The organism is Candidatus Krumholzibacteriia bacterium, from assembly GCA_035268685.1.
Lineage (GTDB): Bacteria > Krumholzibacteriota > Krumholzibacteriia > JAJRXK01 > JAJRXK01 > JAJRXK01.
This window is the reverse complement of the sequence record DATFKK010000187.1, coordinates 1-13,704: the sequence shown is the minus strand read 5'-3', so window position 1 is coordinate 13,704 and position 13,704 is coordinate 1. Positions and strand designations below refer to the sequence as shown.

Sequence of the window (13,704 nt, the reverse complement as noted above, 5' to 3'; positions counted from 1 at the left end):
GTGGTGAGCGGGATGTGGTGAGCGGGGTGTGGTGAGCGGGGTGTCATGAACGGGGTGTCGTGGACGTGACGTCCGGCGGGTTGGCCGTTGCGCGCTCATTCCCTGGAAGCCGCGTTCATTCCCTGCAGGCCGCGTTCATTCCCGGGGCCGGGCTCGTTCCCCGGGGACCGGGTTGGCTCCCCGGGGCCGCGGGGCACGTCTGGGGATGTTCCGCTCCAGGAGTCTGTGTCCGCTCAGCCCGCGCGGCACGGTACCGATCGTTGCGTGGATCCACGACGTCGACGGCTCCGAGGATGTCGACCGAGCAAGGGGTCGAATCGTCTTGCACGAATCCATCGCCGATGTCCCCGTCGGGAAGTACGAGTCGAGTTTCGGATGACGCGAGGCTCGATTCCGGGGGAGTTCGACGGGAAAGGGTTTCGGAAGCAGTGGGGTGGTGCTTCCAGTGCGGAAGGGGCGTGTTCCGGTGCGGAACATCCCCAGGTGTCACACCTCGTAGACGCTTCCGCAGCGGAAGTGGGGCGGGAGGAATTCCGTCATCCCGACTTCCGCAGCGGAAGTGCACGCGTTCCGGCGCGGAAGAACCGGGGCGCTGCCTCCGGAGACCCTCGCGCCGGGGGGGCGTAAGCGATTCTGTGTAACTGGGACCGGGCGACACGTCCGGGGATGTCCCCTGCACGAGAACGGATCCGCTCACTCCGACCGCGGGCTCCACGCCGCGATCCGGCCCAGGTCGTAGGAGGCGATCACCGCGCCGTGGTCGCGGACGAAGCCCAGCGTGCGGCGGAGTTCGTCTTCCTCGGCGGCGAGTTCGGCCGGGGTGAAGGTTCCCAGGCCCTCGGCGCGTGCGCGCTCCTGGTACTCGCTGCCCTCGTGGACGACGAGGCGCGAGAGGTAGACCTGGTCGCCGCGGCCGAGGCCGAGGCGGCCCACGAGATCACGCGTCGCCCGACGGTGCTCGTCGGCCAGGCGCGGGCCGCCGGCGCCGACCAGCAGGATCACGCCGATCCCGATCCCCGCGCCGTGGAAGGCCTCGACGAGCGCGACCACGGCGTCGGTGTCCATCGGCTTGCCCAGCTGTTCGAGGACAGTCTCGCTGCCGCTCTCCACCCCGACGTACACCCGCCGCAGGCCGGCGTCGCGCAGGGGCGCGAGGTCCTCGGCCGTCGGGATGCGATGGAACGCGTCGACGAAGGAGTAGAACTCGTACAGCGAGGACGGGAGGCGATCGCGCAGCAGCGCGAGGCGATCGTGGAGTGTGGGAGGCGGGATCAGCAGGGCGTTCGCCTGACCCAGGAACACGCGCCGGCAGCGGTCGAGGCTGCGGCCGAGGTGGGCGAGCAGCGCGTCGACGTGCGCGGCGACCTCGTCGTGGCTGCGGATGCGATGGCGCACACCTCGATAGAAATCGCAGAACGTGCATCGATCCCAGGGGCAGCCCTCGGTCAGTTGCACGACCAGCGAGGCGTACTGGTCGGGCGGGAGCACCGGGATCGGACGGTAGATTCGTTGCAGACGCGCGCGGTCGGCGGCCAGGGTGTCAGCGTTCCAACGGGCGATGCGTTCGAGCCACGCGCGGGTGGCGTCGTCGTCGATGGTTCCAGCGGCGTGCAGCACCTCGTGCGCCTCTGCGTGAGCAGCGGCGACACAGTCGAGGTCGTCGATCACCGGAAGGTCGCGCTCGAGGCGGCGGCGCGGCCCGTGGCCGTGCACGCGCGAGGGGATCAGCCGCAGGTCGAGCGTGGTGCGCAGGCTGGTGCCCTCGTGCTCGGTGCGCACGAGCCGGCCTTCCTCGTCGAACTCCACGGCGTGGTCGTCGGAACGCTCGATGCGCAGACGGCCGGGGCGGACACCGACGCGGGCCTCCGGGGTGCGAAGGGTGGGGCGGTAGCCGGGTTCGAAGTCGGACGGGGTCACGGGGCTCGCATCTCGGGGGGTCGATTCCGGGGCCAGGAGTGTTGCCGATGGCGCGGTCACGGTACGGCACCGGGGCTGCTGCGGCCAAGCCGACACCGAACCCGCCTCGTGGTATTCCCGTCGGCGTCGATCCCGGTGACGGCTCTACCGACGGCTTGCAGTTCCGGGAATCGAGTGCTTGCGCGCGGAAGCCTCCGGCTTCCCCCGCGGAAGTGCGCGGCTCCCGGAGCGGAACATCCCCAGGTGTCACGCAACCGCAAAGGGCGCGAGCGCCCCGACAACGGGGGAGCACACCACGAGGGAGTCCATCGATTACGAGCCTTGTTCGACGGGGCATGCGTTTCGGTTCATCACCTACGATGCGGATGGTAGCTTTGTGTCGGCAACCACCATCTGCGAGGAATACGTCGTGTGACCCGGCATGACCCGCCGTGAAGTCCCCGAGGCGCCAGGAGGAAACCCGATGATGCGACCGTTCCTCGTCGTACTGTTCGCCTGCTCGATGTCGACGACGACGGTCACGGCCGACGCGATTCCGACGAAGGAGGTCCCCGCCCAGGTGGCCTGGCGCTCCGGTGAGGTCCGCGGTGGTGTCGTGATCGGAAGCTTCGGACGGTTCGCGGCGACCCGCGACGGTGTGATCGGCTTCGACTCGCAACTGTCGGCCATCACATTCATCTCGGACGACGCCACGCGGGTCTCGACCGTGGAAGTCCGAGGGGAGGCTCCGGGACACGTGCCCATGGCAGTCGATGCTGATGTGGATCCGACAGGAGACGCACTCGTCGTCTTGCAGGGCATGCCGCCCGCGCGATGTGTGGTTCGCTCGCCGATCGATCCGCCGTTTCGCGTGACCGAGTCGCTCGAGGCCACCTTCGAAGGCGCAGGATTCGCCGCCGGTGTCTCGGCGCGGATCGCCGGACAGTACGTTGCTACGCACCGCACCTGGCAGGAGCGATCCGAGCTCCGCCGACGCCGTGCGCGGCTCGTCGTCTACGACGTGCAGGATGGATCACGAACGATCCTCGCCGAGGACGACGCGCTCGACGACAGTCCCATCGACGGATTGACGACCTGGGTCTGGGATCTCGACGAGGACGGAGTCGCGTACCTGAACGACGACTACGACGCCGCCGTCGTGCGGGCCATCGAGCCAGACGGCACCGAGCGGTACAGGGTCGAGATGCCGACGACCACCGTCCGGAAGAGTGCGGACCTGATCGAACAGAACCTGGAGAGCTACGAGAAGCTCCGAGAGATCAACCCCGACCTCGTTCCCGAGGTCGTCGAGACCTATCGCGTCATTGCCGGAATCTCGGCGCGCGGACGCCCGCAGGAGCTTCTCGTCACCACGAGTCGAAGCCTCGGTCGTGGCGTGGCCGCGCTCGACCGGGTCGCCTGGTGGGTCCTCGATGCACCCACCGGCGCGATCGCGCACCGGGAATCCCTCCGGTTGCCGGACGGCGTCTGGACGATCCGGGGAGTGGCCTGGTTCGAGGACCTCGTCTACGTCCTCGGCGTCGACGAATCCCGTGATGCCGGTCTCGAGGTCGTGTGCTTTCGCCGTGCGGGACACTCCGGCGATTAGGTCAACGGCGGCGTTCTGCCTCTCGATGCTGCGACAGCTCCCTCTCCGTGCGAACGCGGCCAGGGCCGCGATCACACCGGCGCCGTCCCCTGCCCTTCCCTCGGCACGGCTCCCGCTCCCGACGCGGAACGTCCCCACCTGCCCCGTGACGGTCAGCGCCCCAGCTCTCCCCGCGCCGCCCGCAGGTCGTCACGCCACGGCGTCGCCCGCGTCAGGTGTTCGGGGACGAGCGGTTCGGCCTCGTCCAGCCATCGAGTGGCCTCGTCACGGCGTCCGTCCGCGGCGTCCGTCGCGGAGGGCGGCGAAGGCGAGCTGCGCGCGGGTGGGCGTGGTCGTCGGTGCATTCGATGCGCAGGCGGCTGGTGTGATCCTGTGACGGGCCGGCGATGTCGCGACCGATCCGCTTGACGGCCAGGGGCGTTCCCTGTATCACATTGAATTGTACTTTCAATTTCAACTGGCGACACGGTTCGCCGGTGGACCCCCTGGTATCCGCGAAAGGGGGGCCGCGATGGGTGAGGCACCACACACGCGACCCTCTTCCGAATCGCCCGACGAGGATTGCCGCTGCCACTGCGGTGCTCTTCTCGCGCGGGTGCGCAACGGAGAGATCGAGCTGAAGTGCCGCCGGTGCCGCAGGACCCTGCTCCTGCGGGCCGACCCGGCGGCTTCGACCTGGGTCCGGCTGTCGAGGGACTGAGCTCCGCGACCCCATCGCCGCGCCGAGCGCGGCACACCGACGAGTCAGAGGCCAGCGGCATCGACGCCCCGAGCCCGGAATCACCACCTGACGTGATCCGGGTTTTTTCGTGCCCGGAATCCGGGGGCAACGATGTCTTCGCCGTTCTGGATCGCTCTCTGTCTGCTGACGCTGATCGGCCGCCCCGTGGCCGCCGAACGCATCGCCGGCGACGAAGGGGACGCGCCGGAAGCGACCGAGGGCGCCGCGGAAGGGGCGGCCGGCGAGGAAGCCGTCGCGCCCGATTCCACCGAGGCCGTCCACAGGGCCGCGCCCGATTCGACCGAGGCCGCTGAGAGAGCCGTGCCCGACACGAGCGGGACCGTCGAGGTCCTCGGATCGGCCGCCCGCCCCGTGACGATCGAAATCCCGGACAGCATGACCTCGGTCGAGGTCCGCGAGACCGACGGCGGCCGGTTCGTCGTCCCCACGATCGAAGTGCGCGGCGAGCGGATCGATCCGGCCGACCTGCGGACGCAGACCACGGTCTCGCTCGGACGCTCCGAGGTCGAGCGCTTCCAGCCGGCGAGCGTGGCCGACGCCCTGGTCACCGTGCCCGGGGTGGATCTCACCAAGACCGGTCCCTGGTCGACCCGGCCCTCGCTGCGCGGCCTCGGCGGGCAGCGCGTCCTGCTCAAGGTCGACGGGGTGAGGATCAATCCCGTGCGTGGGCACGGGCCCGATCCGTCGATCGCCGGTCTCGATCGCATCGAGTCGATCGAGGTGCAGCCCGGCGCCAGTGCCGCGCAGAACGGCACCGATGCCCTCGGCGGCGTGATCAACATCGTCACGCGGCGGCCGCTGCTGGAGGGAGAGGTCGGCGAACATGTGGCGATCCGCGGACGCGCGTCGGACCCGGGCGGCGGACGTTCCGTCGGGGCCAGCCTATGGTCCACGCGGCCGGGATTCGGATTCGAGGTCGACGCCAGCCGCGGAGAGTTCGATGCCCTGCGGACACCCGACGGCGAGATCGCCAACAGCGGGTACCGCGACGAGAGCCTGTCACTGCGGCTCGCGGTGGGACGGCCCGATCTCCACTCGGAGATCCAGGCGAGCCGGTACTCGGCCTACGACGTGGGCCTGCCCGCCTTCGCCAGCACCTCGGGCAACGCGGGCGTGTACCCGCTGCGGCGCCGCGACGCGTTGCGGTTCGAGTCGGTCTACGAGACGCCGGCGACCTCGACGAACGTGATCGAGCGCGCCGCGGTGATCGCCGACGCGCAGCGCAACCGGACCCACTTCACCGAGACCACCGTCGACAGCTCGTTCGTCCGCGGGAATTTCGTCGCCCGCACCGTGAACGACGGGCGGGAACGCGTGGTGACCGACGACCTGGGACTCGCCCCCGAGCTGCGGCTCCGGCTGATGGCCGGTGTCGAACTCTACGGCGAACTCCGTCGCCAGAGTTCGGACGGACCGCGCGAGGACGTGTCCACGGTGATCAGCCGCAACGGCGACACCGTGAGCCGCGAGACCACGAACGTCGCGAGCATGCCCGAGGCCTCGCGCGACATGGCCGCCGTCGGCGTCAACGCGGCGCGCTACGTGGAGCGGTTCCGGTTGAACGCGGGACTTCGCTACGATCGCGTCGCGACCGAGTCGGCCGCCGTGCCCGAGCGTGACCTCGAGGCCCTCGAGACCGACGAGAGCCGGGTCAGCGGATCGTTCGGAGTGACCCGCAAGGTGGGATTCGCGCGTCTCTACGCACGCACCGCCACCGGATTCCGTGTGCCCGCGCTCGACGAGCGGTACTACAACGGCTTCATCCACGGCGGTCTCTACCTCTTCGGCAACACCGATCTCGGACCCGAGAAGAGTTGGTCGAACGAGATCGGCGTGCGCATGCGTTCCCTGTGGAACGACCGCATCGAGTTCCTGCGGCTGTCGGTCTACCGGTCCGACGTCGACGACCTGATCACCTTCCGCTACGTCGGCCAGCTGTTCCTGGTGCCTCGCTTCCAGTACGTCAACGTCGATCGCGCGCGCCTGTCCGGCGTGGAACTCACCGGACGCGTCCGCATGCTCGACGTCGGACTCGAGGTCAGCGGGAGTGTTCCCCGCGGCGAGGACCTCGACACGGGCGAGCGCATTCCCACGCTCGGTCCCCGTCGCCTGTCGCTCGAGGTCGACTGGCCCGTGCACCGGATCCACGAGTCCCTGGACCTCCGGACACGCCTGCGCTGGTCGGACGCGCTGTCGGGGATCGACGACGACCTCGAACGCCCCGCCTTCTGGACCGTCGCGGTCGAGCTGGGGGTGCGTGTGGCCGGCGTCCGGGCGGCGCTGAGCGTGCGCAACCTCTTCGACCACGCCTACGCCGAGCCCCTGAGTTCCATTCCCGAGCCCGGACGGACCGTGGGCCTGAGTCTGCGCTACGCGACCGATCTCCCCACCACGCCCTGATGCGACCCGGAGGATCCCGATGAACCGCTGGATGCTGCTCGTTCTGCTCGCCGCCCTGATCCCCCTCGACGCCGACGCGCGGACGCGACCGAATCCCGAAGGCCGGTTGGTGCTCGACGCCCACGACGCACCTCTTCCGACGACGGCCGCCGAACCGCTCCGCCGCGCGAATCCCGTTCCCCTCGCCGACGGTGCCGTGCAGATCGGCGAGACCTACTACGACCTGCAGGACATGGGGGGTCTGGGCAAGAGGATCGTGATCGGCGACGACGGGCGGGTCCACGTGACCTGGGTCGACGACTTCTGCGAACTCTCCGCCGCCGGCTGTCCGCCCGATCTGAACGCGCCGCAGCCCTTCCCCGAGCGCACGAACGCCCACGCCTGGCGCGACGCCGGCGGAAGCTGGAACGCCGGGGTGAAGGTGGCGGATCCTTCGATCCGTGGCTGCTGCGTGACGGAACGGTTCGGGGGATTCGGCTCGATGGCCCTGGCGCCGGACGGCCGCGCCGTGGTCGTACCGCACGCCAACGAGGACGGCTGCGACGCCCGCGCGTCCATGTACGTGCAGGACGTCGTCGGGGGCACGACCTTCACCGCCTACCTCACGCCGATCACCGACCCGAGCTTCCTGTTCCCCCAGGTGGTCGCGCTGGCCGACGGTTCCTTCACCGTGCTGGCGGAGGTCGCCGAGTTCGGGACCTACGACGAGACCGAGGAGTTCCGCGTGGCGCGTCTGGGTGTCGAGGGCGCGGGCTTCTCGTGCCCGACGGGTTGGCAGTTCGACAGCTGGAACCCGGTCGTCGACGACGTATCGGTGTTCCGCGACGGGACGCCGGCCTTTCCGTCGATCGCCGCCGGCGACGACGGTCGGGTCGGGATCGCCGTCAGCGACTTCGGCGGCAACGTCTTCCTGTACGAGTCGTCCGACGGCAGCTTCGCGCCCGGCACGATCACGGTCACGACGATCACGTCCTACACCGACGCGGCGATCACCGCACCCGACGCGAGTTCGGACGAGTATCGGGCCTTCGTCCACAGCGATCTCGTGTACGAGGGCAACACCCCGCACGTGGTGTGGGCGGAGCTGCAGGGCCGCCGGGACGCCGGCGGCGTGTTCTTCGTCGACCATCGCAGCCGCATCATGCACTGGAGTCCCGGCGACGGGATCTCGGAGGTGTACCGGACGGCAGGGGAGGCCGACGCCTACGGCAACGTCGACGTGGGCGGCAGCGGCCCGCTGGCGGGATTCAACACCATCTCGGTCGACTGGCCCCAGGTCGGGTCGTCCGCCGACGGCAGCGAGGTCCACGTGGTGTGGTTGCGCTTCGTCGACGCCGAGGTCGACCCGACGGCCGACGCCGGACTGCCCGGGATCGTCACCGGCATCGGCTACGGCGACGTCGTCCACGCGCGTCGGCTCGCGGCGGGGTCGTGGAGCACTCCCGAGAACCTCACGAACACCCCGACCGCCGACGAGCGTTTCGTCTCGCTGGCCGCGCGCAACCCGAACGACCGTCTGCACCTGGTGTTCCAGGCCTCGACCACCGACGAGGCGGGCGTGAGCGCGATCGGCGATCGCGGCTTCGCCGGCGCCAACGTCCTGCGCCGCATCGGATACCTCGAGATCCCCACCGGGGCGGCGACCGACGTCGAGTCCGCCCCGATGGGCGTCGGCGCCCTGCGCGTCCATCCGAATCCCGCTTCGCGGACCGTGGTCTTCCGCCTCGAGGGCCCCGCGTCGACCCCGCGCGAGGTCACCGTCTACAGCGTCGACGGTCGGCGCGTGCAGACCCTGCGCGTCGACGCCGGCGGTACGTCGTGGAACGCGGTGGCGGCCAACGGCCGTCCGCTCGCCAGCGGCGTCTACTTCGCCCGTGTCGACGGAGACTCCGGCCCGGTCACCCGATTCGTGATCAGGCGGTAGAGCGTGAACGCCGTCGAGCGTCGAATTCCCCCGTGCCATCAACGAAGGAGATCATCTTGAAGACCTTGTGCACCGTCGTCCTCTCGCTGGCGCTCGTGGTCCCCGTCGCGCAAGCGCAGGTCGTGATCGAGGAGCGCGTGAGCGGCGGCAGCCTGGACCTCATGTGGACGCCGGGCTTCTTCCTGACCAACGACCTCGAACCCGTCACCCTGGCCCCCGGTGATCCCGGCTACCCGAACCCGTCCGGCGACGACACCGTGGCTTCGCTGACGAACACGCCGCCCGAGGAGGGTGGACTGGGGATCGCCGTGACCGATCCCGCCGGCGTGGCCAACTATCGGTGGGAAGGCATGGTCTGGATGGGCAACGGAGACACCCGTCGCGGCCTCGTGGCCCGCGCGGGGACGCCCGCGGCGGGCTTCACCGAGAACTACCAGTTCGTCATCCAGCCGGGTCTTCTGACCCTCTCGCTGCGCAAGCTCAGCGGCGAGGGCGCCGAGACGCTGGCCGAATGGTTCACCACCGACACGCAGTCCGGATTCCCGCCGCAGAACTCGTGGCAGAAGATGGCGATCGAGTGCGTGGGCAACACCCTGCGGGTGTTCTGGAACGACGAGGAACTCACCACGACCCCGATCGAGAACGCCGAACTGCCGACCGGATACGTCGGTGTCTACAACTTCCGCTTCGACCTCGGCGGCGTGAGCGTCCTCTACGACGACCTCGTGCTGACGGCCATCGACGTCGTCGACACCGAGGAGCGCAGCTTCGGTGACCTGAAGTCCCTCTACAACCGCTAGACCCCCTCCGATCCGAAAGGACTGATGCCGGTGAAGGAATCGAACCAGACGACCTGGACCGTGGGTGGAGTCTTCGAACTCCTCCGCCGGCTCAGTCCGCTGCGGGTGATCTCGGTGAGCGGCCCGAGCGTGTTCGAAGCGATCGTCGACTTCGATCGCTACGGATTCGCCCACGGTCACATGAACGCCATGACACCCGCGTACCACTGGCACCTCGGACTCGACGACTTCGGTTGGATCCGATCGCACGACACCGTCCACGAGCGGTCCGGGCGGCGAGTCCTCTTCCTCCAGTTCGCCCGCTCCTCCGACGCCGAGCCCTTCGTGTCGGTCTACGTGCACCGGGCCACGGGCGAGGAGTTCGACCCCACACGTCTCGAGGCCTTCGCGCGGGCGCACGCCGAACTCGCGGAAGGGCGACGACTCGAGGCGGACACCAGGGAGGCTTCGTCGTGAACGTTCTCGTGTCGATCCTGTTGTCGATGGCCGCGGCCGGTACCGGTTCCGACGCCGCCGGAACGGTGCGGGTGGCGACCCTGGTCCCCTGGGTCCACGACGTCGCCGCGCTCGCACCCGGGCACGTCGAGGTCGTGGCCTCGAGCCGCAGTCTGCGCCACGGTGTGTGGTCCGGCCGCGATCGCGTCGATCTGGGGAGCCCGCACGGGCCCAGCATCGAGGCCCTGGCCGGCGCCCGCGCCGACGTGGTCGTCTACGACGAGGCCATGCACGCGCGGTTGCAGCCGAAGCTGGACGCCCTGGTGTCGGAGACCGTCGCGACACGGGCGACGACCGTCGACGCCACCTTCGAAGCGCTGGCCACCGTGGGACGTGCGTTGGGGATCGAGGAGCCCGTCGACCACCGCATCGACCGCATCCGCGAGGCGCTCGACGGACTGCACCTCGGGGGCACCGTGTCGGCCGTGACCCTCTACGCCTCGCCCGGCGCACCCGTCGTGATCACCGAGCGCACCTGGTTGGGAGACCTGCTCGCGCGCCTGGGGGTCGACAACGCCGCCGCGGCGGTGAGCGGACGCGAGGGGTATCCGGGCTACGTGACGCCGTCCGAGGAGACCCTGGCCACGCTCCGGGCCGACTGGATCCTGCTCGTCGCCCACGGCAGCGGCGACGAGGCCCTGCAGGCCCTGCGCCGTCGCATGGACGACGAGACCGTCTGGCGTGGCCTGCGCGACAGCGTCGGCGACCGGGTGCTCGTCCTCGACCAGGAACTCTTCGGCTCCAATCCCGGCGTGCGCCTCGACGAGGCGGCCCTCTGGTTGCACGCGCGCCTCACGGAGGAACGGCCCTGAACTCGACGATCGTCCGCCCTCTCGAGAGCGTGGGATTCCGGCTGCGGCTGGCGTCCGAGCGGCCGCTGTTCTGGGTGCTGGTGCTCTCGCTGGCATCGGCGGTGGTCGCGATCCTGTCGCTCTCGACGGGAGCGGTGCAGCTACCGTGGCGCGAGTTGTGGTCGACCCTGGTCGATCGCGAGCATCCCCTGCACGGCCTGATCACCGACGTGCGGCTGCCGCGCCTGGTGGCGGCGGCACTCGTGGGCGCCGCGCTGGCCGCGAGCGGAGCACTCATGCAGACCGCGGTCCGCAACGCGCTGGCCGACCCCGCGCTGCTGGGAGTGAGTGCCGGAGCGGGCATCGGCGCCCTGATCGCGATTTTGTTCTTCCCGGCCACGCCGCTGCTGGTGCCGGGCTTCGCTTTCCTGGGTGCCTTCGCCGGCGTGGGGAGCGTGCTGGCCGCGTCGATGCTCGGAGGCATGCTCGGTTCGCCGCTGCGCATCATCCTGTCGGGCGTGGCGTTGCAGGCGATCTTCTTCTCGGTGATCAGCCTGCTCGTGTTCTTCTTCGCCGAGCGGGCCCCGGCCTTCGTGGCCTTCACGGTAGGATCGCTGGCGTCGGCCGGATGGTACGAGGTGCAGCTCGCGCTCGGGCCCACGCTGGCCGGTCTCGTGCTGGCCGGCCTCATGGTCCGTTGGCTCGACGTGCTCCTGCTCGACGACGATTCGGCGTGGTCGGTCGGTCTGCCGGTCGCCAGGGTGCGGCTGGCGGTGTGCGCCGTCGCCGCGCTGCTGGCGGCTTCGGCGGTCACGATCGCGGGTCTGGTGGGTTTCGTGGGGCTCGTCGTCCCCAACGCCTTCCGAATCGTGATCGGCCCGCACCACGGCCGTCTGCTCCCTCTGGCCGTCCTCGGCGGCGCCTTCCTGATGATGACCGTCGATCTGTCGGCGCGCACGCTCGTGGCGCCGCTCGAGCTTCCCGTCGGATCGCTGCTCGCGTTCCTGGGTGGGCCGACCCTTCTCTACCTGCTCTGGAAGCACCTGGCATGAGTGCGGTGTTGTCGGCCGAGCGTCTGTGCGTGCGTCACCTGCGGGCCGAGCGGGACGCGGTGCGCGACGCGTCGCTGCAGATCGGATCGGGTGAGGTGATCGCGCTGGTCGGACCGAACGGTTCCGGGAAGTCCACCCTGCTCGCCGCTCTCGCCGGTGCGATCGGACCGCGCGCGGGGCGGGTACGGCTGCACGGCCGGGACCTCCGCCACTACGGGGCCCGCGAGCGCGCACGGCGCCTGGCGCGGCTGCCCCAGGAGCCGCGGTGTCCCGACGGACTGACCGTGCTGGAACTGGTCGCGACGGGTCGGTACGCGCACCGGTCGCGGTGGGCCCGGGGCGGTGATCCCGATCGCCGCGCCATCGAGGACGCGCTGGAAGCACTGCATCTGCACGACCACCGCAACCGCGAGGTGCAGCGATTGTCGGGCGGGGAACGACGGAGGGCCTGGATCGCCATGATCCTGGCGCAGGAGGCACCGATCGTCCTGCTCGACGAACCCACCGCCGCGCTCGACCTCCGTTTCCAGCTCGAGACCCTCGACCACCTCGTGCGTCTGAACCGCGAGCGCGGCGTGACCCTGGTCGTCGTCGTGCACGACGTCGAACACGCCGCCCGTCTGGCCGACCGGGTGGTGGTGATGCGCTCCGGGCGCGTGTACGAGATCGGCACCCCGGCCCAGTGCATCCGTGAAGAAACGCTCCAGGACGTCTTCGGCGTTCGGGCCACCGTCCGCGACGAGGGTGGTCTGCGCGTGCGCGTCGAGGGCGCCGCCGACCCCATCCGCCACATGTAGACAGGAGACCCCCATGCTCGGACGCCGCAGTGCGAAGATCCGGCCCCTACCGTCGTCGTTCCTCCGTTGGCAGGTGGCGCTGCGCCGGCACACGATGCAACACCGCAACGGCGCGCCCCACGTCGGCGTGGCCCCCGTGCTGACCGTGTTCGCCCCCGGCGTGGGACACGGGATGTCGAGTCACTCGATCATCTGCGGTGTCCTGCCCGCACCCGAGCTGCTCGACGTGAGGACCAAGGAGTTCCGCGAGCTCTACGAGCGCCATCTGCCCGAGGGTGCGCGGGCGGTCTACGACGCCGGCCTCGCACATCTCGAGGGCTACTACACCGATCCGTCGGACTTCGATCCGGCGACGATCACCACCCTGCTCCCCGAGGACGGGCACGTGGTGCGGGCGCTGCGTCTGCGCCCGGAGTGCTCCCTGCTGTTCTACGTCTTCGATCTCCACGACCAGTCCGAGATCGGCCGGCTGCGGTGCACGCAGCTCCACTGCGTCGCGGAGATCCACGCCGACGGACCCGTGTACGAGAACGTCTGGTGGCACAACACGCTCTTCCACGGCGCGGCCGACGGTCACGTCGTGATCGCCTTCCGGCATCTCTCGAGTCACGACACCGGATTCGGAGCGCTGGATCCGACCTGAGCGGCGCGGTGAACTCGAAGGGGGTCGAGCCGCCGTCACGGTGCCGCGCGCTCGCGTGGTCGTGGCTGTGTACGGGAGGCCGTGCGTGCAGCGGAGCGAACCAGGCGCACCCGCGGAAGCCTCCTGACTTCCGCGGCGGAAGCGCACGGCTTTCGGGGTGGAACTTCCCCAGGTGTCACCCGACCGCCACCGGCGCGATCACCGCACCCTCCCGACGAACAGCTCGGCCCGTCCGACCGCGGTCACGACGAAGGTCGACTCCGGATCGTGCAGCCAGGCTCCGCGGAGTTCCCCCGTCCATCCCGCGGGAAGCGGTTCGTCGGTGCGTCCGATCACGTTTCCGTCGGCGTCGATCTCGGTGACCGTGACGGTGCGGTCGCCGGTGTTCGTCGTCAGAGCGTAGACGCCGCCCGCGGATCTGCGGCGCAGGTCGAGGCTGGTCGGTGTGTCGCCGACGGCGCCGGTGGTGGTGACCTGCGGTCCGGCGACCAGGCCGGAGTGCACGATCGCGATCGCGTCGCCGCCGCGGTCGAGGACCACGCCGATCCGTCCGTC

11 protein-coding genes are annotated in these 13,704 nt (G+C 70.0%); 9 read left to right on the top strand and 2 right to left on the bottom strand.

Annotation, left to right across the window (positions count from 1 at the left end; genetic code table 11):
* Positions 1 to 693: 693 nt before the first annotated feature.
* A complete protein-coding gene (locus VKA86_18090; protein HKK73118.1) occupies positions 694 to 1,917 on the bottom strand; it encodes a radical SAM protein in 1,224 nt (407 codons plus the stop codon).
* A gap of 463 nt (positions 1,918 to 2,380) precedes the next feature.
* Here VKA86_18090 and VKA86_18085 point away from each other — a divergent pair, with 463 nt between their 5' ends.
* The 9 genes from VKA86_18085 to VKA86_18045 all read left to right on the top strand — a co-directional run bounded on the left by VKA86_18085 (position 2,381) and on the right by VKA86_18045 (position 13,149).
* Entirely contained in the window at positions 2,381 to 3,505 is a 1,125-nt protein-coding gene (locus VKA86_18085; GenBank protein HKK73117.1) for a hypothetical protein, read from the top strand.
* A gap of 832 nt (positions 3,506 to 4,337) precedes the next feature.
* A complete protein-coding gene (locus VKA86_18080; GenBank protein HKK73116.1) occupies positions 4,338 to 6,647 on the top strand; it encodes a TonB-dependent receptor in 2,310 nt (769 codons plus the stop codon).
* 19 nt (positions 6,648 to 6,666) lie between these two features.
* Complete coding sequence (locus tag VKA86_18075; GenBank protein HKK73115.1) at positions 6,667 to 8,571, top strand: T9SS type A sorting domain-containing protein; 1,905 nt, start codon at positions 6,667 to 6,669, stop codon at positions 8,569 to 8,571.
* A 56-nt stretch (positions 8,572 to 8,627) separates the two neighbouring features.
* Positions 8,628 to 9,371, top strand: a complete 744-nt coding sequence (locus VKA86_18070; GenBank protein ID HKK73114.1) for a hypothetical protein — start codon at positions 8,628 to 8,630, stop codon at positions 9,369 to 9,371.
* A 30-nt stretch (positions 9,372 to 9,401) separates the two neighbouring features.
* Positions 9,402 to 9,827 carry a hypothetical protein gene (locus tag VKA86_18065; GenBank protein ID HKK73113.1) on the top strand — a complete coding sequence of 142 codons (426 nt, stop codon included), beginning with the start codon at positions 9,402 to 9,404 and terminating at the stop codon, positions 9,825 to 9,827.
* Entirely contained in the window at positions 9,824 to 10,678 is an 855-nt protein-coding gene (locus VKA86_18060) for an ABC transporter substrate-binding protein (protein ID HKK73112.1), read from the top strand. Before VKA86_18065 ends, VKA86_18060 begins: the two co-directional genes overlap by 4 nt.
* Positions 10,679 to 10,707: 29 nt before the next feature.
* The gene (locus tag VKA86_18055) at positions 10,708 to 11,709 is read left to right on the top strand and encodes an iron ABC transporter permease (protein ID HKK73111.1); all 1,002 of its coding nucleotides are present in this window, start codon (positions 10,708 to 10,710) and stop codon (positions 11,707 to 11,709) included.
* Positions 11,706 to 12,506, top strand: coding sequence for an ABC transporter ATP-binding protein (locus VKA86_18050; GenBank protein ID HKK73110.1), 801 nt, complete (start codon positions 11,706 to 11,708; stop codon positions 12,504 to 12,506). The genes VKA86_18055 and VKA86_18050 overlap by 4 nt, the downstream gene beginning before the upstream one ends.
* 13 nt (positions 12,507 to 12,519) lie before the next feature.
* Positions 12,520 to 13,149, top strand: coding sequence for a hypothetical protein (locus tag VKA86_18045; GenBank protein HKK73109.1), 630 nt, complete (start codon positions 12,520 to 12,522; stop codon positions 13,147 to 13,149).
* Between the two features lie 198 nt (positions 13,150 to 13,347).
* Here the strand turns inward: VKA86_18045 and VKA86_18040 are convergent.
* On the bottom strand, positions 13,348 to 13,704 hold a 357-nt coding region (locus VKA86_18040; GenBank protein HKK73108.1), incomplete at its 5' end, for a hypothetical protein.

Coding starts and splice junctions, on each gene's coding strand:
- VKA86_18085 (HKK73117.1), top strand. CDS start 2,381: ATGATGCGACCGTTCCTCGTCGTACTGTTCGCCTGCTCGATGTCGACG.
- VKA86_18080 (HKK73116.1), top strand. CDS start 4,338: ATGTCTTCGCCGTTCTGGATCGCTCTCTGTCTGCTGACGCTGATCGGC.
- VKA86_18075 (HKK73115.1), top strand. CDS start 6,667: ATGAACCGCTGGATGCTGCTCGTTCTGCTCGCCGCCCTGATCCCCCTC.
- VKA86_18050 (HKK73110.1), top strand. CDS start 11,706: ATGAGTGCGGTGTTGTCGGCCGAGCGTCTGTGCGTGCGTCACCTGCGG.
- VKA86_18045 (HKK73109.1), top strand. CDS start 12,520: ATGCTCGGACGCCGCAGTGCGAAGATCCGGCCCCTACCGTCGTCGTTC.